The following is a 22,966-nucleotide window of genomic DNA, read 5'->3' on the forward strand; positions in this document are numbered from 1 at the left end:
CGCGGGACTGTGACGCGGAACCACGGAAATATCGTGGTTCCGCGTCACAGTCACAACTCCACGATCACGCCAACCGGATCACATTCCACGACAGCGGTTCCAGGTCCGCCTTGAGGGTGCCGTCCTCCAGGACCGTTCCCGTCGCCGCGTGCGGCACCACCCGGTCCGGCTCCGTGAGGGTGTTGCGGGCCTCCGGGTCGGTGTCGGAGAGGACGGTGTGCTCGACGATGCGTGTGAGGTCGAGGCCGTTCAGGGCGACTTCCAGGGGAAGCGTCTCCGTCTGGCTGCGGTTGACCGCGAAGACGGTGAGCGTGCCGTCCTCGGCGCGGACCGCCGTGGCGTGCAGGAGGTCGGCCGTGCCGTGGCGCCGCGTGTCGTGGGTGGGGCCCGAGACGCGGACGTCGAGGACCTCGCCGCGGCCGTACTTCGAGGCCGCCGCGAACGGGTAGAACGTCGTCTGCCGCCAGGCGGGGCCGCCCGGCTCGGTCATGATCGGGGCGATGACGTTGACCAGCTGGGCGAGGCACGCCACCGTGACGCGGTCCGCGTGGCGCAGGAGCGCGATGAGGAGCGAGCCGAAGACGACCGCGTCCGTCACCGTGTAGACGTCCTCCAGGAGGCGCGGGGCCTCCGGCCAGTCGAGAGCCGCGACCTCGGACTGGGAGCGCGTCTGGTACCAGACGTTCCACTCGTCGAAGGAGAGGTTGATCTTCTTCGACGACTTGAGGCGCGCGCCCACGTGGTCGCAGGTCGCCACCACGTTCTCGATGAACGACTCCATGTCGACCGCGGAGGCGAGGAAGGAGTCCCTGTCGCCGTCGTGCTCCTGGTAGTAGGCATGGAGTGATATGTGGTCGACGAGGTCGTATGTCTCGGCGAGGACCTTCGCCTCCCACTCGGCGAACGTCGGCATCGACTGGCCCGAGCTGCCGCACGCGACCAGCTCCACGTCCGGGTCGATCTGGCGCATCGCGCGCGCCGTCTCCGCCGCGATCCGCCCGTACTCCTCGGCCGTCTTGTGGCCGGTCTGCCAGGGGCCGTCCATCTCGTTGCCGAGGCACCACAGGCGGATGCCGAAGGGGTCCTTGTCGCCGTGCTCGACGCGGAGGTCGGAGAGGGCGGTGCCGGCGGGATGATTCGCGTACTCCTGGAGTTCGATCGCCTCGGCGACGCCGCGCGTGCCCAGGTTGAGCGCCATCATCGGCTCGGCCTGCGGGCCGAGCTTCTTCAGGAACGCGATGTACTCGGACAGGCCGAAGCGGTTCGGCTCCGTGGTGCGCCAGGCCAGGTCGAGGCGGGCCGGGCGGTCCTCGACAGGGCCGACCGAGTCCTCCCACTTGTAGCCGGAGACGAAGTTGCCGCCGGGGTAGCGGATGGTCGTCACGCCCAACTCGCGTACCAGCTCCAGGACATCGGTGCGCAGGCCCGCCTCGTCCGCGTGCTCGTGCCCCGGCTCGTAGATGCCGGTGTAGACGCAGCGGCCGAGGTGCTCCACGAACGAGCCGAAGAGCCGGGGGTTGACCTGGGCGACGGTGAAGGCGGGGTCGAGAGTGAAGCGTGCGGTGCGCAAGGTGTTCCTTTCGACGAACTGGTTGATCTTCAGGTGCCGGAGGTCACTGGCCGGCCAGACCGGTATGGGCCACGCCCGCCACGATCTGTCGCTGGAAGAAGACGAAGACGATGATCAGGGGGAGGCTCGCCATGAGGCCGCCGGCCATCAGCTGGGCCCACTGGATGCCGTAGGAGTTCATGATGGTCGCGATGCCGTTGGGCATCGTCATCAGGTCGGGGTTGTTGGTGACCATGTACGGCCACAGGAAGTTGTTCCACGAGCTGATGAAGGTGAAGATGCCGACCGCCGCGAGCGAGGGGCGGGACAGCGGCAGGATGACGGTGAAGAAGATCCGCCAGCGGCCCGCGCCGTCGATGGCCGCGGCATCCTCCAGTTCCCGCGGGACGCCCTGGAAGAACTTGTAGAGGATGTAGACCATCGACGCGGGCGCGCACTGCGGCAGGATCATGCCCCAGTACGTGTCGACCATCCCCATCTGCTGGACCGTGGTGAAGAGGGGGACGCCGAGGACGGCCGGGGAGATCATGAGGCCCGCCATGACCAGGCCCATCAGGGCGCCCTTGCCCCTGAACTCGGTGCGCGCGAACCCGTATCCGGCGAGCGCGCTGGTCATCACCACGACGGCCGTGACGCACACGGACACGACCACGGAGTTGACGAACCAGTTGGTGATGTTGCCGGTCTCGAAGATGGCGGACCAGGCCTGCCAGGTCCAGTTCTCGGGCAGCCAGTGCGTCGGTGAGGCGACGGCCTCCGTCTCCGACTTCAGCGACGTGAACAGGGCCCAGACCAGCGGCGACAGGAACACGGCGGACACGGCCACCCCGAGGGCGGTGAGCACGATCTGGCTCGGGGTCCAGCCACGGCGGGCCTTGACGCGGATCTGCGGGGCGGTGGTGGTCATCGGGCGCCCTCCTCACGGTTGCGCAGCAGCCACATCCGCGCGAGCGCGACGGAAGCGATGATCACGAAGAAGATGATGGAGGTGGCGGAGGCGTAGCCCACGCGGTAGGCGGTGAAGCCCTCTTCGAGGGTGAACTGCACGAAGGTGCGGGTGCTGTCCTCGGGTCCTGGCCCGAAGTCGAACATCACGACCGCCTGGTCGAAGACCTGGAGCGAGGCCAGGATCTGGAGCGCGATGACGAGTCCGGTGATGTTGCGCAGCATCGGCAGCGTGATGTGGACCATCCGGTGCCAGGCGTTCGCGCCGTCCAACTTGGCGGCCTCGTACAGATGGGCCGGGATGCCCTGGAGGGCGGCGAGGTAGAGCAGGAAGCTGAAGCCGGCGGTCCACCACAGGGTGCAGATGACGACGGCGAGCATCGAGTAGGACTTGTCGGCCAGCCAGGCCGTGTCCAGGCCGAAGACATGGTTGACCATGCCCGCGGTGGGGTTGAACAGCCATTCCCACAGATTGCCCGCGACGGTCGAGGGCAGCAGGAACGGCAGGAAGAAGCAGAGCCGCCACAGCCACTTCCCGCGCTCGATGTGGTGCGCCAGCATCGCGAGCAGGAACGCCATGACGGTGATGCAGGGCACGACCAGGAGCGTGAAGTACGCGCTGTGGCCGAGCGAGTCCCACAGCATGTCGTCCTGGAGTGCCTCGCGGTAGTTGTCGAGGCCGATGAAGCTCGCGCCCTCGCCGGAGATGTTGGCGTCGGTGAACGAGAGGTACAGGCCGCGCACCACCGGCCAGATCACGAAGAGGCCGAACAGCGCCAGGAACGGCGCCACGAACCAGCCGCCGTGCTGGAAGCCCTGCTTGCGGCGGCGGACGGTGGCGGCCTTGGTGGCGGACCGCGCGGGCGCCGGGGCGATGACGGTCTGCGGGGTGGTCGTCGTCATGAGACCGCACCTCCCTGGGCGGCGGTCCTGCCGTCCATCGGGTTCTTCGAGGCGAGGAGCTGGGAGAGGGCGCCCTTGAGGCGCCGGGCGGCGGCCTCGGGGCTCGCGGAGCCTGCCGACGCGGACATCACGATCGGCCCGGTGCGCTGGCCGAGCAGTCCGGTGGAGCCCGCGAACCACGCCTTCGGCTCGGTCGCCATGTGGTTCATCGCGGACACGTACTCGCTCTGCGGCTCCATCTTTCGGTACGCGGCCGATGACAGGGTCGGCGTGTACGCGGGGATGTGGCCGCCGAGGGCCCACTTCCTGGCGTGCTTGACGATGTACGCGGCCAGTTGGTGGGCGCCCTCGTTGGCGGCGCCGCCGCGCTCCGCCTGGTGCGGGAGGACGAAGGCGTGGGACTCGGCGTGGGTGGCCTCCTTGCCGAAGACCGGCGGCAGCGGGGTCGCCCCGTACGGCACCTTCGCGGTGTCGAAGACGGGCACCGACCAGTTGCCCTCCCAGGTGAACGGGGCGCCGTTGACCATCTGTTCGGCGCCCTTGGCCCCCTTGGCGGAGTAGCCGTCGGTGACGTGCTTGCGCAGGAACTCCAGGACCTGGGTCGCCTTGTCGGTGTCGAAGGTGACCTCGGTGCGGTCGGCGCTGAACCAGGTGCCGCCGAGCTGGGTGTAGAAGGCGACGAACATCCACCACTGGATGTTGAGGTCCTGGACGTTCAGACCGAGGGTCTGCACACCCTTCTTGGCCGCCTTCTTGGCCTCCTTCAGCACGTCGAACCACTCGTCGGTGGAGGTGACCGGAACCATCCGTCCTTCGCCGTCGAGCAGCCCCGCCTTCTTCAGCACGTCCTTGCGGTAGAAGCAGAGCTGTACGTGGATGTCGAGCGGCAGGCCGTACAGCTTGCCGTCGATCGTCGCGCGCTTCCACAGGACCTGGTTGAAGTCCTCCTCCCGCACGCCGTACTTGGCGAGCAGGCCGACGTCCCAGGGATCGAGGAGGGTTCCGGGCGCGAAGCCGGGGATCCTTCCGAGGTGCATCACGGCGAGGTCGGGGGCGCGGTCCCCTGACGCGGTCATCGCGAGCTTGGAGTAGTACGGATTGCCCCACTGGAGCGTGGAGTCCTTCACGTCGATGTCCGGATGCCCCCGACGGAAGTCGTTCAGCATCGAGATCATGTTGTACCCGTCGCCGCCGCTGAAGAGATTCCAGTAGCGCACGCGGGTGTCCGCGCCAGAGGTGAGCGCGTCGGCGCCCGTGCCCATGGCCGCGAATCCCAGGCTTCCCGCGACCGCCAACCCACTCGCACCTGCGAGGAGTTGTCTGCGGTTCAGGCCAGGTCGTCCCACAACCGGCCCCTCCCTACGTCCGATATTTCGAATGCCGCTCGTAACTTCGAACGGGACCGTAAAATCGAAGCGCTTCCGCGTCAATGGGTCGCACGGGAATGGAGGTAAAAAATGCGGGGGGCGCACGACGCGAACGCCGCACGCCCCGCAGGGCATCACCGGACTGCCCGGCCGAACTCTCAGCCTCCGAAGGCCGGTTGGGCCAAGCCCTGTCCGGCTCCCGACACCACCAGCAGGGACCCCGCGAGCGGCTCCGGCGCTTCGAGGCCGACCCGCGCCGACGACACGTACAGATCCTTGAGGTCCGCGCCGCCGAAGGCACAGGCCGTGGGGCGGCTCACCGGTAGCGGGAGCACCCGGTCGAGCTTCCCCTCGGGGGTGTAGCGGCGGATCGCCGCCCCGCCCCACAGGGCCACCCACACGCAGCCGTCCGCGTCGACGGTGAGGCCGTCGGGAGAGCCGGAGCCTTCCTCGACGACCGCCAACTCCCGCCTTTTGCCGATCCGTTCACCGTCCACGTCGAAGACGTCGATGCGTCCCGTCGGGGTGTCGACGTAGTACATGCGCGCGGCGTCGGGGCTCCAGCCGGTGCCGTTGGAGATCGTGACGTCGTCGAGGACCTCGGTCACCGCCCCGTCGGGGGCGACGCGGATCAGGTTGCCGCCGCCGGGCGTCTCGTCGTACGACATGGAACCCGCCCACAGCGCGCCGTCGGGGGCCACCGCCGCGTCGTTGCCGCGCCGCCCGGGGACGGGCTCGCGGTGCAGCCACGTGAAGGCCCCGTCCGGGCCGTAACTGCCCACTCCGTCACGGAGGTTGACGACCAGGCCGCCTCCCGCGCGCGGCTTGGCGGCGCCCACGTGCTGTTCGGTGGCGAGGACGGTGCGGCGGCCGCTGCCCGGCTCGTAGGTGTGCACGCGGGAGTTGAGGATGTCCACCCAGATCACGCGGCCCGTGGCCGGGTCCCAGGTCGGGCCCTCGCCCAGCTCAGCAGAGGCTCGCACGGCCTCCTCGACGCGGATCCTCATCGCGTCACCCCCCGGTGGCCGAGGCGCTCGGAGAGATCGGCGGCGCCCTTCGCGGCGAGCCCCGCCAGCTCGTCCTCGCGCGCGTCGCTCCAGCGGATCATCGGTACGGAGATGGAGAGCGCGGCGACGACCCGGTTGGTGCGGTCGCGTACGGGCGCGGCGACGCACGACACGTCCGAGTTCGACTCGCGGCTCTCCACGGCGATGCCGCGCTCGCGCACCCCGACCAGGTGGGTGCGCAGGGCCGCCGGGTCGGTGATCGAGTTCTCGGTCATCGCGACCAGGTCCGCGTCGTCCGGGACCCGCGCGGTCAGCTCGGCCTCGGACAGCGACGCGAGCAGCATCTTGCCGACCGACGTGCAGTGCGCGGGGAGGCGGCGGCCCGCGGCGGACACCATGCGCACGGCGTGCGTGGAGTCGACCTTCGCGATGTAGATGACGTCGGTGCCCTCCAGGATCGCCACGTGGACGGTCTCGTCGCAGGTCTCCGCGACGTCGCGGGCGACGTGCTGCCCCTCGGCGGCGAGGTCGAGCTGCTCGGCGTACCGGCTGCCGAGCTGGTACGGGCGCACGCCGAGGCGGTAGCGGCCCGGCTGTCCCGGGACCTGCACGATGTACTGGCGGGCGGCGAGCGTGGTGACCAGTTCGTGGACCGTGGTCCGCGGTAGCTGTAGCTTGCGGACGATGTCGGGGGCGGACAGCGTGCCGTCCCCGTCCAGGAACAGCTCCAGGATGTCCAGAGCGCGGGTCACGGCTGGTACGAGGCGTCCCACAACCGACCCCTCCCTATGTTCGGTATTTCAACAGACGGTCGGTATCGCGAACATAGGCTAAACACAGGGGCATTGACCGGGCAATGGGTGATCCCATGCCCGCTACACGGTCTGCACAGAGTCATCGAGTCCGCTCAGACGGGCCCGAGTTCCCCCCGAAGACGCCGGGCCCGCAGCACCAGTTCCAGCTCGAAGCGGCGGTCCGGGTCGTCGACCTCGTCGCCCCACAGCTCGCGGATCTGGCGCAGCCGGTAGCGGACGGTCTGCGGGTGGACGCCGAGCCGGGCCGCGACCTCGGGGGCGCCGCCGCGGGTCTCCAGCCAGGCGAGCAGGGTCTCGGCGAGCCGCCGCGCGTGCGCGGGGCCGCACCGGGTGAGGGGTTCGAGGGCGCGCCGCGCGAGATCGTCGACGAGCTCCTCGGGCTGGAGCAGGACGAGGGCCTGGGTGTGCTGGGTGCACTGCACCACTTCGGCGTCGGGCAGCAGTCCGCGCTCCATGAGGCCGACCGCGGCCTCGGCCCAGCGCAGCGACTTCGCCGCGTCGGCGGGCGCGACGGGCGGCCCGATCGCCCCGGTCCAGCCGGACAGGGCGCGGCGCAGCAGATCGGCGCGGCCCGCGGCGTCGGGTTCGGAAAGGACGAGCCGGGGCCGCTCCGGCTCCATGTCGAGGAGGACGTCGGCCCCGACGGCGGGGGCGACCGCGTCGCGGGCCGGCCGCAGCAGCACGCCGACGGCGACGTGCGCGGGCACCGTCCACCCGATGCGCGCCGCCCGTTCGGTGAGTGCCTGGACGGGGTCGCGGGGCACCGCGGTCCGCCCTTCGAGGAGCAGGTCCATCAGCTTGCGCTGCTGGCGCAGGCGCTCCCCGGCCTGCCGGGCGGCCGCCTCCGCGTAGCCGCGGACCGACTGGTCGACGAGGCCGTCGAGGTACTCGTAGCCGGCCTCCGCGAGTTCGTACATGGCCGGGGGCGGGATGTGCAGCCGCTGCCCGATGTCGGCGAGGCGGCGCCAGGCCATCTTCACACCGAGCCGGTACATCGCCTGGAGCGAGTCGAGGGTGCGGCCGTGCAGGGACTGGCCGCGCCCGAACTCCTGGAAGAGCGCCGGGGCCTGGCCCTCCGGAAGGCCGTCCGAGGCCCCGTCGGCGAAGCCGCGCACGAAGTCCTCGACGGCGCGGCGGATGCCGACGAGGGCCACCGCCTCGCCCGACTCGTCGAGCACGACCGGCAGTTGGGGGAACTCACGGTGGATCTCGTCGAGGATGTCCCGGGCGAGCCGGGGTGCCTCGTCGAGGGCGAGTGCCACGAACTGCTTGGCCTGGAGGCGCGGCACGTCGCACCATGCGGAGCGAGCGGTGGCCGGCACCGGCTCAGCCCCCTTGGCCGGGCGTCTCGTAGGTCACCAGGGGCGTATTGGGCTGGTCCGGTGTCGCGTTGATCAGCGCGAGCACGCCGAAGGCGGCCGCGAAGGCGAGCGCGGCTCCCGTGGCCGCGGACAGCGCGGCGGCGAGCAGTCGGTTCATCGCAGGGTCAGCCTCTCGTCCGTGCCCGATCCGGAGTTCACCGATCGGGGTATCGAGGTCGTTCCCCACCCGTGCGATTGCGACGTACGGCAAGCCGTCCGCCTCAAGTGCCCAGTCTCCACAGGACGTTGACACTTCGTCAAGAGTACGTCTACGGTTCCCGGCCCAAAGGACCCTTCTGACGGATCCTGCTGGAGTCGCGGGCCCTGGCACGCGCATCTGCGGCGTTGTCGTCGGTTGCCAACGCTCCGCGTTGACGCCCTCCTCCGCCTTGCAGCTGCACGCACCAGACCCCGCTCGCCTGCACCGCACGTGGACGCCGTCCGCATCCAGCCTGACCCGTCAGAAGGGCCCTCACCGGCCGCCCGCGAACAGAGCGCGGATGCCCTTCCACCAGGAGTGCCGGATGCGCCGTACAGCCTCACCGTTCTCGCTGGTCGCAACAGGTCTCGGCACGTTCCTGCTCGTCCTGGCGGGGCTGCTCGCCTGGTACGTGGAGCCGCGCGCCGAGCGCACCAGCATCGACATCGACGCGACGACCGTGTTCACCGGAACCGGCAGCTACTTCGACACCGAGAAGATCAAGACCGTACGCGATCGCAAGCTCACCATCACCCGACAGGCCCGCGGCGACGTGGCCGCGAGCGAGCGCAGCGGCCGGGCGGTCTGGGACGTGACGACGTCCGTCGACACCGCGAAGACCCTCCCGGCGAGCGACCCGCACGACGCACTGCAATGGACCCTGGAGCGCTGGGTCACCGACCGGAAGACCAACGCCGCCGTGCACTGCTGCGGCGAGCAGCCCACCTTCAGCGGCGAGGCCTACCTGAAGTTCCCCTTCAACGTGGAGAAGCGCACCTACACCTGGTGGGACAACACGCTCGGCGCGACGGTCCCGCTCCGCTTCAGCGGCGTGACCAAGGTGCAGGGCTACGAGGGCTACCGGTTCACCGGCACCGTCGCCCCCGCCAGGACCGGCTCCCGGCTCGTGCCCGGCCGGATCGTGGGGCAGCCGAGCAAGAGCCAGGTCCTCGCCGAGGAGTGGTACGCCAACCACGGCGTCGAGCTCGTCGTCGACCAGCGCACGGGCCGGGTCCTGTACGCCGCCATCGGCCCGCGCAAGACGCTGCGCGCACCCGGCACGGACAAGGACGCGGCGGTGCTCCTGGACAGCCGGAAGATCGCGTTCACCCCGGCCACGCAGCGCGACCAGGTGGCGCTGGCCCAGGACGACAACGACCGGCTCACGCTGATCGGCACGACGTTGCCGCTGGTGGCGGGGGGTCTGGGTGTGCTGCTCGTGGCGGCCGGCCTGGTACTCGTCGTACGGGGCAGGGGTGGCAGGCAGGAGCGGGAAGGGTCGGAGCGTCCGGATCCCGATACGTCCCCGACGACCCTGGAAACGTCCACGATGTGACGGTACGTCAGTCAAATACGGACCGAAACTTGTCACGCGGGTGAGTAGCCGCATCGAACAGCGGGGCGAAAACTGTCCCTCCCCACCCCGTGCACAGGCTCCGCACAGCCTCGGCACCGTACCTCCCAGTACACCCAAGTACGCCCGAACACCCGCGTACGCCCGACGAGTTGGAGCACCAATGCCCCAGCACGTGCCCCTCCCGCTGCGCGCCACGTCGGCCCCACCCGGCGCGCGGCATCCGCAAGCCGACCCCCCGCACCCGCGCCGCATCGTTTTCCTCGCCCACCGCGACCTCGGCAATCCGGCCGCGGGCGGCTCCGAGCTCCTGGTCGACCGGCTCGCCGACGGACTGACCCGCCAGGGCCACCAGGTGACGCTGCTGTGCGGCGGCCCCGCGGCCTTCCGCGACTATCGGGTCGTCTCCGCCGGCGGTGAGCACGCCCACTATCTGCGGGCGCGCTCGGCCTTCGCCCGCCAGGTCGGCGACTGCGATCTGCTCGTCGAGGTCTGCAACGGGATGCCGTACCTGGCCCCGCTGTGGCACCGCGGCCCCACGCTCTGCCTCGTCAACCACGTCCACACGGACCTGTGGCGGATGCGGCTGCGCGGACCACTCGCACCCGCGGCCCACCTCGGCCGAAGACTTGAGCACTGGGCGCTCTCCGGGGCCCAGCGCCGCAATCTGCTCGTGGCCGTCTCGCCGTCGACGGCACACGCGCTGCACGCCATCGGCGTGGACCGGGACCGGATCCGCCTCGTGCCGAACGGCGTCGAGGAGCCGGGCCCGAGTGCGGACCGCTCCCCCGAACCGCTGTTCCTGGCGATGGGCCGGCTCGTCGAGTACAAGCGGATCGATCTGCTGCTGCGCCTGTGGGAACGGGTGCGTCCGGTGACGGGCGGCCGGCTCGTGATCGTCGGCGACGGCCCCGAGGCACCGCGCCTGCGCCAACTGGCGGGCAAGGGCGTCGAGTTCACGGGCCATGTCTCCGAGGCCGAGAAGCACCGTCTGCTCTGCGAGGCCTGGCTGCTCCTCCACCCCTCGGCCGTCGAGGGCTGGGGCCTGGTCATCACCGAGGCGGCGGCGCGCGGCACCCCCGCGGTCGGCTTCGACGTGCCGGGCGTGCGCGACTCCGTCGAGGACGGCGCCACCGGGCTGCTCGCGCGCGGCGAGTCGGCCTTCGCGGCGGCCTGGTGCACGCTCGCCCTGTCCGGGCACCGCCGCGAACTGATGGGCAAGGCGGCCCAGGAGCGGGCCTCCGGCTACCGATGGGCCCACACCGTGCGCCAGTTCGGCGCGGTGGCGGCGGAAGCGGTGCGGGGCTGGACGCCGTGACGGCGGCCACGGGGGTCAAGGGGCGTGCCGGCTTCAGAGATCCGTCGCCGGCCCGCTCGCTCGCGCTCTTCCGGGCGTTCCTGCGCGAGCAGCGCGACCCCGAGACGTGCTACGCGCTGCTCGCCCGGGACGCCGCCGACCAGGTGGAGGCGTACGGGAAGGTGGCCGGGAAGGTCGTCGTGGACGTGGGCGGCGGCAGCGGGCACTTCACGCGCGAGTTCCGGGCGCGCGGCGCGCAGGCCCTCCTCTTCGAGCCGGACACCGGGGAGTTGGGCGCCGACCCGCCGGCGGGCACGGTGGTCGCCGACGGCTATCTGCTGCCGCTGCCCGACGCGTCGGCGGACGTCACGTTCTCCTCGAACGTCCTGGAGCACGTCGCCGACCGCGACACGTTCGTGAGCGAGCTGATCCGGGTCACCCGGCCCGGCGGCCTGATCTACGTCGCGTTCACCAACTGGCTGTCCCCGTGGGGCGGTCACGAGTGGGCGCCGTGGCACTATCTGGGCGCCGACCGCGCGCAGGCCCGCTATCTGCGGCGTACCGGCCGGGCGCCCAAGCACACCCTCGGCGAGAACCTCTTCGCCCATCACATCGGCCCCACCCTGCGCCATGTGCGCGCCCGCGACGACGTGTCGGTCGTCGCGGCGCGCTCCCGCTACTGGCCGTTCCTCGCGGAAGCGGTCACGCGGGTCCCCGGCGTGCGCGAGTTCGCCACCTGGAACCTTCTCCTCATCCTCAGGCGGTGTCCATGACGACCGTGGTCCAGGCCCCACCCGCCGCGGCGACGCACCCGGACCCCGAACCGGGTCCGCGTGCGCGCCGCTGGCTGTTCGCGTTCTGGGCCGTGTTGTTCGTCGCGTTCTGCGCGGTGCAGCCGGGGCGTGCCACGTTCGAGACCAAGCTCGGCGTCTCGCAGGACCCCTGGAAGTTCCTCGGTGACCTCGGGGAGCTGTGGCACGACAGAGCCGGCTTCGGCGGGATCTCCGACCAGTACATCGGCTACGCGTTCCCGATGCTGCCGTACTACGGCCTGACCGATCTGCTGCAGATCCCGGTGTGGCTGGCCGAGCGGCTGTGGATGTCGATCATCGTGACCGTCGCCTTCTGGGGCGCCCTGCGCCTGGCCGAGCGCCTCGGCATCGGCGCTCCGGGCAGCAGGCTGCTCGGAGCGGTGGCGTACGCGCTGTGGCCGACGTTCACGATCGTCATCGGCTCGACGTCGGCGGCGGCGCTGCCGGGCGCGTTCCTGCCGTGGGTGCTGCTCCCGCTCACCAACCCCCGTACGACAGCCCGCATTTCGGCGACCCGGTCGGCGCTCCTGATCCCGTTCATGGGCGGCGTGAACGCGTCCTCGACACTGGCGTCCCTGCTCCCCGTGGGCCTGTATTTACTCTCCCGGCCACCGTCCGCCCGCAAGCGCCGCCAGATCATCTGGTGGCTCCCCTCGGTGATCCTGGCGACGGCCTGGTGGACGATCCCGCTCGTCCTGCTCGGCATCCACGGCAATAACTTCCTTCCTTACGTGGAGAGTTCACAGACCACGACCGAGGCCATGTCCGCGACGGAGACGCTGCGCGGGGCCGGGAACTGGGTGGCGTATCTGCATCTGGGCGACGCCTGGCTGCCCGCTGGCTGGGCCGTGGCGACGTCGGTGGTCGTCATCGTCTGCTCGGCGCTCGCCGCCGCGATCGGGCTCGCGGGCCTGGCGCGCCGCGACATCCCGGAGCGCCGCTGGCTGCTGCTCACGGTCATGGCGGCGGCCCTCGTCACCCTTGCGGGATACGGGGGTTCGCTCGGCGCGCCCTTCCACGACACGGTGCAGTCGTGGCTCGACGGGGGCCTCGCCCCGTTCCGCAACATCTACAAGTTCCAGACGGGAATCGCGCTCGCCCTCGCGCTCGGCATCGCCCACCTCGTGGGTGTGGCCGCCAATCCGCGCGGCGCCCGCCCGGTGCGCGCCCGCCGCTACGCCACGCTGATCGCCGCGATCCTCATCGTGCCGGGGCTCGCCTGGCCGTACCTCAACGGCTCGATCCTGCAACCGGGTGCGTTCCAGAAGCTCCCCACGTACTGGCAGACGACGGCGAACTGGCTGGAGAAGTACTCGCCCGACTCCCGCGCCCTGGTCGTCCCCGCGACCGCCCACGGCATCTACACCTGGGGCTCCCCCATCGACCAGCCGCTCGACGTGCTCGCCGAGTCCCGCTGGGCGCAGCGCGACTACGTCCCGTTCGGCACGCGCGGCAACCGGCGCGCCATGGACGCCGTCGAACAGGCCCTGATGAGCGGCACCCAAGTACCGGGCCTCCAGGACTACTTGAGCCGAGCGGGCCTGCAGTACGTGGTGGTCCGCGGCGACCTCGACCCCGACCAGTTCGGCTACGTCCCCACGGCCACGGTCAAGCGCACCCTGGCCGAGTCCGGCTATGAGCGCGTCACCGGCTTCGGCCCGCTCACCACGGGCGGCCGCATCGCCGAGAAGACACCGATCCAGATCGAGGGCCTCTACCCGCGCAGCCGCGCCGTCGAGATCTACGCGCCGCGGGACAACGCCGACCGTCCTGGCCAGGCGGGCCTGCTCCCGGTCGGGAACACGGCGGAGGTCAGCGGCGGCCCCGAGGCCCTGCTCCGGCTCTCCGCCGACCCGTCCTTCCTGAACCGCCCCGCCGTCCTGACCGGCGACAACCACCCGGGCATCGGCAACCCCGCCCTGCGCGTGGCCGCCGACGGACTGCGCCGCGCGGACACCCGCTTCGGCCTGGTCAACACCAACACCTCGTATCCGTACACGCCGAAGGAACGCAACAGCCCGAACGCCTCCGAGAACCCGGACGAGCCGCCGAAGCAGATCCTGCCGACCGACGGCATGACCCATCAGACGACGGCGGACATCCAGGGCGCCCGCTCGGTCACTGCGTCCTCCAGCGGCAACTGGCTGCTTCACCTCCCCCAGTTCGACCCGGTGAACGCCTTCGACAAGGACCCCGACACGGCATGGGTGGAGGGCGCCCCCGACTCCGCCAAGGGCGAATGGGCGCGCATCGGCTTCTCCGCGCCGACACGGATCCCCGCCACCATCCATCTGACACCGCTGCCGCAGGACAACGTGCGGGCGGCCCCGACCCGCGTACGGATCGAGACGGACAAGGGCTCCACGACGGCCAACATCCAGCCGAACGGCAAACGCCAGGCGATCAAGTCCCCCGCGGGCACCGCGAATTGGCTGCGCGTGACGATCCTCGACACACAGCGCGCCCGCCCCGGGCTCACCGGCGCCGGATTCACGTCCATCGACATCCCCGGCGTCAGGGCGACCCGCGCGCTGCGCCTTCCGTCCGACTCCGAGCAGGCCGACCAGTACTCCTTCCACCGCGCCACGAGCGACGGCGGCCTCACCCTCACCGACACCGAGCGCTCCCTGAACCGCGTCTTCTCGACGACGGGCGAGTCCACGTACGACGTCGAGGCGAAGGCCGCCCCCACGCCGGGACCCGCGCTCGACAAGCTCCTCTACGACCTGGCCCCCGACCAGCGCCGCAAGATGACGGCGACCGCGGACTCCACGGCCGAGCTGGGCCTGAACACCACGCCCCGCAACCTCACCGACGGCGATCTGACGACGGCCTGGATCGCGGGCGACGACCCCACGATCCACCTGCGCTGGCCGGACAAGCAGCCCGTCTCCACGCTCGTCCTCGCCGGGGCCGGCGGCCTCACCACGCGCCCCGAAAAGATCGAGATCAGCAGCCCGGACGGGGCGGCGGTGGCCGGCGTCGACGAGAACGGCGTGGCCCACTTCGACCCCATCACCACGAACCGCCTGGACATCACCATCACCAAGTCGGCCCCGCTCAAGGTCCACAACCCGGTCGCCGACAAGGACCTGCAACTCCCGGTGGGCCTGACCGAGGCCTACATCCCGACCCTCGACGCCTACCGCGTCGCACAGCCCACGCCCGACCGCAGGTTCAGCCTCCCCTGCGGCAAGGGCCCGACGATCACGATCGACGGCACCCGCCACCGCACCTCGGCGAGCGGCACCCTGCGCGCCCTGACCGAACGCCGCCCGATCACGGTGAAACCGTGCGGCGACACCCTGGACCTCCCGGCGGGCCCCCACACCCTGAAGACCTCGCCCGCCGGCCCCCTCTCCCTCACGGACGTCACCCTCACCAACACGACAGCCACCACGGAGGCAGCGCCCACCGTCCGCGGTCTCACGGTCCGCGACTGGCTCGGCGACCGCCGCGAAGTACAGGTCGCCGCGGGCGAGGCGACGTACCTGACCACGTACGAGAACGCCAACGACGGCTGGGAGGCGACCCTCGACGGCAAGAAGCTGAGCTCGCTGCGCCTCGACGGCTGGCAGCAGGCGTGGCTGATCCCTGGCGGCTCAAGCGGCACGGTCAAACTCTCCTACGCCCCGGCCCGCACCTACGAGGTGGGCCTGTTCGCATCCGGCGCCGCAATCCTGGTGCTCGGCGCGCTGTGCCTGTGGCGCAGGCGGGACACGGAACAGGAGCCCCCGGCCGCACCACCACCCCCCGGCTGGATCATCGGCACGGCCCTGCTCACAGTCATCGGCATCGTGATCGCGGGCCCCTGGGCGGCCCTGGTCCCGGCCCTCGCCCTCCTGGCCTGGAAACGCCACGCACTCCTGATCCCGATCGCCTTCGCGGCGATGACGGCGGCAGGCGCGGTGGCAGCAACAGGCGCGGGAGAACCGGTCCGCGAGGGCGCGGGCGCCTACAGCACGGCAGCCCAACTCCTGGCGCTGGTCGCCCTGTTCGCGGCGCTGGTGACGTTCACGCTGCCCAATCAAGCCCGCCTTTCGGACGAGAGCCAGCGGGGTCCGGGGCAGAGCCCCGAGTCCGCACCCCCCGGGGGCGCAGCCCCAACGACGGGACGGGAAGGGGAGGAAGGGGCGACTCCCCCGGACCCGACTCCGGACCGCACCCCCACGCTCCCGCAGAAACCCACAACCCCGGGGAGCGCCCCATGACCACCCTGGACCGCCCCGCCCGGGGCAACCACGGCAACCGGCCCACCCGCATCCCCTTCCCAACGGTCGACGAAGTCTCCCGCCACTGCCTCCAGGACCGCGAACCGGAAACCGTCCACATCGAGATCCACCTCACCGCCCGCCTCGACCCCACCCGCCTCACCCACGCCTTCACCGATGCCCTCCACCACCACCCCCGCATCCTCATGCGCGAGGCCCCCCGCCACTGGTACAGCAGCCGCTACGAGTGGGAACTGACGCAAACCCCGGACGTACCACCCGTCTCCTTCCCGGCCCCCACCCCGAACGCCCTGCACGAGGCCCGCACCCGCTCCCTCGCCGACGCCCCACCCCTCACCGCCTCCCCACCCATCCGCCTGGAGGCGGTGGAGGACCCCGGGACCGGGAACACCGTCCTGTTCGTCACCATCAACCACACGGCCCTCGACGGCCCCGCCTGCCTGCGCGTCATCGCCACCGCGGCGGAGCTCTACGCCGGCCGCGACAACTCCCCGCCACCCACCACTCCCCCGCTCCTGAGCCCACGCCCCCCACAGCCCCCGCCCTCCCCCTGGTCCCGCCCGGCCCGGGTCTCCGCCGGCACCCCCGACCCCCGCCCCGGCAACGGCCTCGTGGTCACCGAACTGTCGGTGCCCCGCCGCCCGAAGGGCGCCCCGTACACGGTCAACGACCAGCTGATGGTGGCCACGGCCCGCACGATCGCCGACTGGAACGAGGAGCACGGCACCCACCACACCCGCCGCCCCCTGCGCGTCACCATGCCGGTGGACGACCGCCCGCGCGACACGACGATGCCCATCGGCAACGGCACACGCCTGGTGGAAGTGGCCCTCACACCAGCCGAGTTGGAGAAGGACACCCCCGCCCTCCTGCGTCTCACGGCCACCCGCACCGCGACCCTCAAGTCCCAGCCCAGACCCCAACTCGGCCACGGGGCAGCATTGTTGACCAGCCCGTACGCCCCGGTGGCCTGGCGCGCCGCCGCCACCCGCGCCCTGCGCACGGTGGCGGCGCCATGGACGTCGACCACCCTGCTCAGCAACATCGGCCGCGTCCCCTACCCGCTGGACTTCGGCGACGGCGGCAAGGCCCGCGCCGTCTGGTTCTCGGCCCCGGCCCGGATGCCGCGCGGCCTCACCTTCACGACGGCGTCCACGGCGGGCCGGCTGCACCTGGCCCTGCGCTGGTCGCGCACCCTGCTCGGACCCGGAGACGGGGCCCGCCTGCGCGACCTCTTCGAGCAGCACCTCCACGCGACGCAGGAGGAGGCACCATGACCACGCACCCCGAACTCGAAGCCCCGCCAAAGGACTTGAGGGACTTCTACGAGAATCCGGCCGTCCCGGTGGCCTCCGGCACCCCCCGCACCCGCCGCCAGGCCCGCATCCTCGCCACCGCCCTGTCCGGCACCCGCCGCGCCACCGTCCTGGACATCGGCTGCGGCGACGGCACGGCCGCGGCCACCACCGCCCGCCTCCTGCCAGGACCCGACGAGCACCGCCTCATCGGCATCGACTGGTCGCAGGACGCGCTGCGCCGCGCGGCCCTCCGCGTCCCCCGGGTCGTACGCGGCGAACTCACGGGCCACGGGCTGCCGTTCGCGGACGCGTCCGCCGACGCGGTCCTCCTCTCCGAGGTCGTCGAGCACCTCGTCGATCCCGACGCCGCGCTCGACGAGATCCACCGCGTCCTGCGCCCGGGCGGCCATCTGATGCTGTCCACCCCGAACCTGGCCGCCTGGTACAACCGGGCCCTGCTCCTCGCCGGCGTACAGCCCGTCTTCTCGGAGGTGAGCCTGCGCGCGATCCACGGCAGGCCGGGCACCGAAGTGGTCGGCCACCTGCGCCTCTACACCCCCCGCGCCCTGAAGGAGTTCGTCGCCGCGTCGGGCTTCGAGGTCGTACGCCTCGCAGGGGCTCCGTTCCACGGGGTGCCCCGCCCGCTGCGCCCCCTCGACCGGCTCGCCTGCGCGGCCCCGTCCCTCGCCTCGATCCTTCTCCTGCACGCACGAAGGACGTGAGCGGCGATGCCCGCCGTGGCATGGGGAGTCGGCGCGGCACTGCTCGCCAACACGCTCTACAGCGTGGGCTTCGTCCTGGAGAAGCGGGCCCTCACCCGGCTGCCCGAAGTGAGCGTGCGCCGCCCCGCCCACCTCCTGCGGCAGGTGGTGACGAGCCCGCTGTGGCTGGCCGGATCCATCGCCCTGGCCTCCGGCTTCGGCGCCCAGCTCGCCGTCTACCGGACGCTTCCCATCGCCGCGGCCCAGGGAATCTTCGTCTCCGGCCTGGTCATCCTCCTGCTCCTGTCGGCCCGGCTCCTCGGCGAACGCACCTCGGGCCGCGAGCGCTACGCCATCGCCGCGATCCTGGCGGCGCTGCTCATGGTGGTGCTCTCGCTCGAACAGGACGCGGACGCGGTGGGGCACCGCTCCCCCGCACCCCTCATCCTCCTGGTGTGCGTGCCCTCGCTGGCGGCGGGCCTGTCCCTGTACGCCGCCGCGGAACGCCGCGCGCGGCACCGCCACCGGCTCCCGACCACGGGCGTCGAGTACGGGGTCGCGGTGGGCCTGCTCTACGGGGTCAGCTCGCTCGCCATCAAGGGCGTGTCGGGCGTACTCCCGGACATCCCGGCCCTGTTCGCGTCCCCGTACCCGTATCTGCTGATGTGCACGGGCGCGTTCGGGCTCGTCATGTCGCAGGCGGCCCTGCAACGCTGCCGCGCCTCGCTGATCGTCCCGGTGTGCACCACGGTGACCTGCCTGTTCACGGCGGTCCTCGGCACGCTCGCGTTCGGCGAGTCGCTGCCCCACGAGCCGGTGCGCCTGACGCTGCGCCTGACGGGCACGGCCCTCGCGGTCGCCGTGCTCCTCCTGATGCCGAAACACGATGCCCCCACACAACCGGACCAAGAACCAAGGGAGTTGCTCCCGCATGAACCCTGACGACCCGCTGCTCAAGATCCTCGCCTGCCCGCTCGACAAGGGGCCCCTGCTCCTGCTGCCCGCACCGGAAGGGAACACGGGCGACAGCCTCTACAACCCCCGGCTGCACCGCCGTTACCCCATCGTCGACGGCATCCCGCAGCTCCTCCCTTCGTCCGGCGAACAGGTGGCGGAAGGCGAGCACGAGCAGCTCCTGCAACGGGCCGAGCAGGCGAAACGGGCGCTGCCATGACGACACTCGCCGCCCGGATCGCCCCCTGGCTGCCCGCCCGGCTGACCGCGGCGACGGCCCGCGCCCTGTACCCGCGCTTCGAGCCCGAGCTGACCCGGCTCGCCGACATGCTGCCCGCCGCCGGGGCCTGCGGCACGGCGGTCGACGTCGGCGGCTGGTACGGCCCGTGGACCCACCGCCTCGCGGGCCCGGCCCGCCGCGTGATCACCCTCGAACCGGTCCCGCACCTGGCCCGGGTGCTCGCCGCGTCCGCGCCGGCGAACGTGCGGGTCGTCCGAGCCGCCGCCAGCGACCGCCCCGGCACGGCCCCGCTGTGGCAGCCGCCGCACGACGAGCGCGGCGAACGCGGGGTGTCCTCGCTCGTCCGCCGCGACGACCTGCACGCACCGACCGGCCGCGAGGTGCCCTGCGTGACCCTGGACGAACTCGCCCTGCGCGACGTCGACTTCATCAAGATCGACGTGGACGGGGCGGAGCTGCGAGTCCTGCGCGGCGCCCGCACCCTGCTCGCCCACGACCGGCCCGCCCTCTTCATCGAGCTGGAGACCCGCATCCAGCCGATCACCCCGGTCGTCGCCCATCTCCGCGCCCAGGGCTACGAGGGCTGGGTCCTGCCGGAGACCGACTGGCTACCCCTGCCCTCCTACGATCTGGCGGCCCATCAGCGCGGCACCTCCCACATCGCCTCGCAGGGCCTGCTGCGCCGCGCCCTCACCCCGACAAGACGCCGCCCGCGGTACGTGAACTCGGTGCTGTTCCTTCCGGACGGGCGGGCCCCCGGCGACGTACGCCACCATGGAGCGCATGCCCGCACCAGCTGAGCCCTTCACCCCGCTGGACTTCCAACTGGTCCTGCTGCGCCGCATGGCCGACCACAACCCGGACCTTGTGGAGACCGCCCGCGCCGACCTCGGTGCCTCCGTCGCCGAGATGCGGGAGGCGAACCGCCGCTGGCAGGCGAAGCTGCACTCCCGCCACCCGCAGGCGGCGGTCTCCCGCTACCGGTCCGTGCTCGGCGCCCCGGAGCGCACCCTGCTCCGCAAGGTCGGCGACCTGGAGTGCGAGGCGCTGCTGTGGCCGGTGCCGCTCTGGCCCGACCTGCGCTTCGAGGTGCTGCTCGCCCCCACGGGCGGGATCTGGAACGAGTGGCTGATCCGCACCCCCGGCACCCCGGGCCCGGCCCTGCGCACCCTCGCCGATCTGACGCCCTGGTCCTGCACGGTGGACGAGGCGGCCCGCGCCTTCGCCCCGGCCCGCCCCCTCGAAGGCTCGGCGCCCACCCGCTGGGGCCTGGCGTTCCACGCCCCGGACGAGGCGGGGACGCCCCGCGAGGTGCGGGCGGAGTTCACCTGGGGGCTGCTCCAGCGCTGGTACGAGGCCTGAGATTCACCCGCGAGGCCCATCCGGAATACGAACACAAAAAACGAACAGGGGCGCAGTTGTTCCCTTGAACAGGTGGTCGTAGCCGAAGAGTTTGCATGGGGCGTACGTGAACAACGATGCTTACGGTGCGCAAGCAACGGGCTGCAGACCGTAGCGACCGCATCGCGATGCACATCTCAAGTCCCAAGTCCCATATGCACTTTGCATCACCGATGCACTTTGCATCATCGCTAGGAGAACGCGTCACATGAACGTCATCACCGACATCGTCGCCGGCCTCGCCCACTTCCTCGGCTGGCTGGTGTAACACCGTCGGACACCGAAGCGGCGCCGTCTCCCACGTCCCACGGGAGGCGGCGCCCCGGCGTTTGTGGACCCGCCCGGCCTACTCCAACGAGCGCCCTCCCGCGCGCGACCGCAGGATGCCAGAAGGGTCGCCGCCCGGCGAGCCCACCACGGTCCGCGCTCTCGGGAGGATCTGCCATGACCGCCAGTCTGGAGCAGTTGCGCCGCTGCCACTTCGCCGTCGATCTCGGTGCCGCGCGCACCCGCGTGTATGTGAAGGGCGCGGGCCTCGTCGTCGATGAACCGAGCGCGGCGGCGGTCAACACCCGCACCGGCGCGCTGATCGCGGTCGGCGAGTTCGCCGAGAAGATGACAGGCCGCACCCCGCACTACATCCGCGTCGTGCGCCCGGTCTCCGGCGGCACGGTCGTCGACATCGAGATGGCCCAGCGGATGCTGCGCCACCTGCTCGGCGACAAGCTCCGCCGCACCCTTCGCCGCAAGCCCCGCCTCCGTGCGGCGGCCGCCATCCCGCACGACGCGGACCCGCTGGCCCAGCGCGCCGCCGTCGAGACCCTCATCGGCCTCGGCGCCCGCCGGGTCGAGCTGGTCGACACCCTGATCGCTGCCGCAGTCGGCTGCGGCCTCCCGGTGGAACAGCCCGAGGCCACGATGATCATCGTCTGCGGCGCGGCCACCACCCAGATCGCGGTCCTCTCGCTCGGCTCGATCGTGACGGCCGCCCGGATCCCCGTCGGCGGCGACGCCATCGACCACGCGGTCGTCCAGCACCTGCGCCAGCACCACGCGCTGATGCTGCCGTCCCAGTCCGTACGCCCCCTGCAACTCGCCCTGAGCGGCAACGGCCTCACCCCGCAGGGCCCGGAGCAGACCGAGATCCACGGCCGCGACGTGGCGACGGGCCTGGCCCGCTCCGTACATGTGGACACCGCCGCCGTGCGCAGCGCGATCCACACCCCGCTGACCGCCGTCCTCGACGGCATCGGCAGGGTGCTGCGCGACTGCCCGCCCGACCTGGTCGCCGACCTCACGGAGCGCGGCATCATGATGGTCGGCGGCTCCGCCCTGCTGCCCGGCCTCGACCAGATGCTGCGGTCCGCGACGGGCGTCCCGGTGCACATCGCCGAGCGCCCCGACGTGTGCGCGGTGCGCGGGCTCGGCGAGATGCTGGAGGGCAGGATCCAGCCGATGTCCCTGAGCCCCCTGACCGACTGACCGCGCACACCCCCGGGCATCGAGCCCGCCCATCGGATGACAGATGGCCCGTCACGGTTTCCGTGACGGGCCATCAGGTTACGTACGAGCTGGTCGCATCGTTTCTGCGCCGCGTACTTGCGGTGGGGCGGGTGGGACTCGAACCCACGGCCGACGGATTATGAGTCCGCTGCTCTAACCGGCTGAGCTACCGCCCCGTCTCAGCGTGGCGCGTACAAGTGTGCGCGCCGTCTGCCGCAGCATAGCCGCTCATACGATCTCCTGCCTCGGATGGTCCGGCTCTGCACGACCATGAGGACTCCCCGCGCGCGCGGACGGTTCCACCAGGCAAGAAAAAGCCCTCCGGAGTGGACTCCGGAGGGACTTGTTCACAGCTCTCCCGACTGGACTCGAACCAGTAACCTGCCGGTTAACAGCCGGCTGCTCTGCCAATTGAGCTACAGGAGATCGAGCTCCCCCGACTGGACTCGAACCAGTAACCTGCCGGTTAACAGCCGACTGCTCTGCCAATTGAGCTACAGGGGAATGACCTCGTTGCTTCGAACGAACCCACCTGGGTACTCACCAGGCGGCGTGCGCTCGCTGCGACACATACATTAGCGCAAGGTGGGGGGTGCTCCGCCAATCGGTATCCCTCAGGTGATCAACAAGCTCCACGATGACCGCACTGACCACGACGCCTCACTACGGAAAGGGTGGCCGACCATGCGCTATCGGCTCACATTCATCGCAGGTCTGGCCCTGGGCTACGTGCTGGGCACGAGGGCAGGTCGCGAGCGCTACGAGAAGCTGAAGAAGTCCGCGCGCGAGATCGCCCAGAACCCGACCGTGCGCAATACGGCGGAGACGGCGGCGCAGCAGACGCGGAACGTCGCGGGCAAGGCCTTCCACTCGGTGAGCGAGAAGGTCGAGAGCAAGGTTCCGGACTCGGTCGCCGACCGGGTGCGCACGCTGCGCGAGCGCGGCGGCAGCGCCGACGGCGGGGCGACCGACGACTGGGGCACCAGCAACACCTGACGCCCCGGAC

General features: G+C 71.3%; 20 protein-coding genes and 3 tRNA genes. 12 read left to right on the forward strand and 11 right to left on the reverse strand.

Translation table 11 applies throughout. The annotated features are described in order from the left end of the window. Positions 1–64 precede the first annotated feature (64 nt). The 8 genes from arfA to OHA73_RS15495 form a co-directional block, all read right to left on the reverse strand. Positions 65–1,570, reverse strand: a complete 1,506-nt coding sequence (gene arfA, locus OHA73_RS15460; RefSeq protein ID WP_327655320.1) for an arabinosylfuranosidase ArfA — start codon at positions 1,568–1,570, stop codon at positions 65–67. 43 nt (positions 1,571–1,613) lie between these two features. Next, positions 1,614–2,477 (reverse strand): carbohydrate ABC transporter permease, encoded by an 864-nt coding sequence (locus tag OHA73_RS15465; protein WP_266719961.1) that lies wholly within the window; start codon positions 2,475–2,477, stop codon positions 1,614–1,616. After that, a complete protein-coding gene (locus OHA73_RS15470) occupies positions 2,474–3,418 on the reverse strand; it encodes a carbohydrate ABC transporter permease (protein WP_267070560.1) in 945 nt (314 codons plus the stop codon). Before OHA73_RS15470 ends, OHA73_RS15465 begins: the two co-directional genes overlap by 4 nt. Next, the gene (locus OHA73_RS15475) at positions 3,415–4,764 is read right to left on the reverse strand and encodes an extracellular solute-binding protein (protein WP_327655321.1); all 1,350 of its coding nucleotides are present in this window, start codon (positions 4,762–4,764) and stop codon (positions 3,415–3,417) included. Before OHA73_RS15475 ends, OHA73_RS15470 begins: the two co-directional genes overlap by 4 nt. Before the next feature lie 179 nt (positions 4,765–4,943). Continuing rightward, the gene (locus OHA73_RS15480) at positions 4,944–5,792 is read right to left on the reverse strand and encodes an SMP-30/gluconolactonase/LRE family protein (RefSeq protein WP_266719955.1); all 849 of its coding nucleotides are present in this window, start codon (positions 5,790–5,792) and stop codon (positions 4,944–4,946) included. After that, entirely contained in the window at positions 5,789–6,565 is a 777-nt protein-coding gene (locus tag OHA73_RS15485; RefSeq protein WP_266719953.1) for an IclR family transcriptional regulator, read from the reverse strand. The genes OHA73_RS15480 and OHA73_RS15485 overlap by 4 nt, the downstream gene beginning before the upstream one ends. 134 nt (positions 6,566–6,699) lie before the next feature. Continuing rightward, on the reverse strand, positions 6,700–7,929 hold the full coding sequence (locus OHA73_RS15490) for a helix-turn-helix domain-containing protein (RefSeq protein ID WP_327655322.1): 1,230 nt from the start codon (positions 7,927–7,929) through the stop codon (positions 6,700–6,702). A 4-nt stretch (positions 7,930–7,933) separates the two neighbouring features. After that, positions 7,934–8,086, reverse strand: coding sequence for a hypothetical protein (locus OHA73_RS15495; protein ID WP_267070556.1), 153 nt, complete (start codon positions 8,084–8,086; stop codon positions 7,934–7,936). A gap of 406 nt (positions 8,087–8,492) precedes the next feature. On the opposite strand from OHA73_RS15495, the gene OHA73_RS15500 reads away from it, so the two are divergent. From OHA73_RS15500 to OHA73_RS15550, 11 genes are all read left to right on the forward strand, one after another. Further along, positions 8,493–9,503 (forward strand): DUF3068 domain-containing protein, encoded by a 1,011-nt coding sequence (locus tag OHA73_RS15500; protein WP_266719949.1) that lies wholly within the window; start codon positions 8,493–8,495, stop codon positions 9,501–9,503. Between the two features lie 181 nt (positions 9,504–9,684). Next, complete coding sequence (locus OHA73_RS15505) at positions 9,685–10,839, forward strand: glycosyltransferase family 4 protein (protein ID WP_327655323.1); 1,155 nt, start codon at positions 9,685–9,687, stop codon at positions 10,837–10,839. Continuing rightward, a complete protein-coding gene (locus OHA73_RS15510) occupies positions 10,836–11,591 on the forward strand; it encodes a class I SAM-dependent methyltransferase (RefSeq protein ID WP_327655324.1) in 756 nt (251 codons plus the stop codon). Before OHA73_RS15505 ends, OHA73_RS15510 begins: the two co-directional genes overlap by 4 nt. Continuing rightward, positions 11,588–15,841 carry a DUF3367 domain-containing protein gene (locus OHA73_RS15515; protein ID WP_327655325.1) on the forward strand — a complete coding sequence of 1,418 codons (4,254 nt, stop codon included), beginning with the start codon at positions 11,588–11,590 and terminating at the stop codon, positions 15,839–15,841. The genes OHA73_RS15510 and OHA73_RS15515 overlap by 4 nt, the downstream gene beginning before the upstream one ends. Further along, a complete protein-coding gene (locus OHA73_RS15520) occupies positions 15,838–17,139 on the forward strand; it encodes a condensation protein (RefSeq protein WP_327655326.1) in 1,302 nt (433 codons plus the stop codon). Before OHA73_RS15515 ends, OHA73_RS15520 begins: the two co-directional genes overlap by 4 nt. Further along, a complete protein-coding gene (locus tag OHA73_RS15525) occupies positions 17,136–17,882 on the forward strand; it encodes a class I SAM-dependent methyltransferase (RefSeq protein ID WP_327655327.1) in 747 nt (248 codons plus the stop codon). The genes OHA73_RS15520 and OHA73_RS15525 overlap by 4 nt, the downstream gene beginning before the upstream one ends. A gap of 6 nt (positions 17,883–17,888) precedes the next feature. After that, entirely contained in the window at positions 17,889–18,803 is a 915-nt protein-coding gene (locus OHA73_RS15530; protein WP_266719937.1) for a hypothetical protein, read from the forward strand. Further along, positions 18,793–19,035: a Trm112 family protein gene (locus OHA73_RS15535; protein ID WP_266719935.1), complete on the forward strand. Its 243-nt coding sequence runs from the start codon at positions 18,793–18,795 to the stop codon at positions 19,033–19,035. The genes OHA73_RS15530 and OHA73_RS15535 overlap by 11 nt, the downstream gene beginning before the upstream one ends. After that, positions 19,032–19,856, forward strand: a complete 825-nt coding sequence (locus OHA73_RS15540) for an FkbM family methyltransferase (RefSeq protein WP_327655328.1) — start codon at positions 19,032–19,034, stop codon at positions 19,854–19,856. Before OHA73_RS15535 ends, OHA73_RS15540 begins: the two co-directional genes overlap by 4 nt. Then, complete coding sequence (locus tag OHA73_RS15545; protein ID WP_443063080.1) at positions 19,831–20,418, forward strand: hypothetical protein; 588 nt, start codon at positions 19,831–19,833, stop codon at positions 20,416–20,418. The genes OHA73_RS15540 and OHA73_RS15545 overlap by 26 nt, the downstream gene beginning before the upstream one ends. 483 nt (positions 20,419–20,901) lie before the next feature. Next, positions 20,902–21,939: a rod shape-determining protein gene (locus tag OHA73_RS15550; RefSeq protein ID WP_266719929.1), complete on the forward strand. Its 1,038-nt coding sequence runs from the start codon at positions 20,902–20,904 to the stop codon at positions 21,937–21,939. 123 nt (positions 21,940–22,062) lie between these two features. Here the strand turns inward: OHA73_RS15550 and OHA73_RS15555 are convergent. The 3 genes from OHA73_RS15555 to OHA73_RS15565 form a co-directional block, all read right to left on the reverse strand. Beyond that, positions 22,063–22,136 (reverse strand) — tRNA-Ile (locus OHA73_RS15555). Between the two features lie 177 nt (positions 22,137–22,313). Next, positions 22,314–22,386, reverse strand: a tRNA-Asn gene (locus OHA73_RS15560). A gap of 5 nt (positions 22,387–22,391) precedes the next feature. Continuing rightward, positions 22,392–22,464 (reverse strand) — tRNA-Asn (locus OHA73_RS15565). A 180-nt stretch (positions 22,465–22,644) separates the two neighbouring features. Here OHA73_RS15565 and OHA73_RS15570 point away from each other — a divergent pair. Beyond that, entirely contained in the window at positions 22,645–22,956 is a 312-nt protein-coding gene (locus OHA73_RS15570) for a YtxH domain-containing protein (protein ID WP_266719927.1), read from the forward strand. The last annotated feature ends 10 nt before the right edge of the window (positions 22,957–22,966 follow it).

The sequence above is a fragment of the Streptomyces sp. NBC_00483 genome (assembly GCF_036013745.1).
GTDB lineage: Bacteria > Actinomycetota > Actinomycetes > Streptomycetales > Streptomycetaceae > Streptomyces.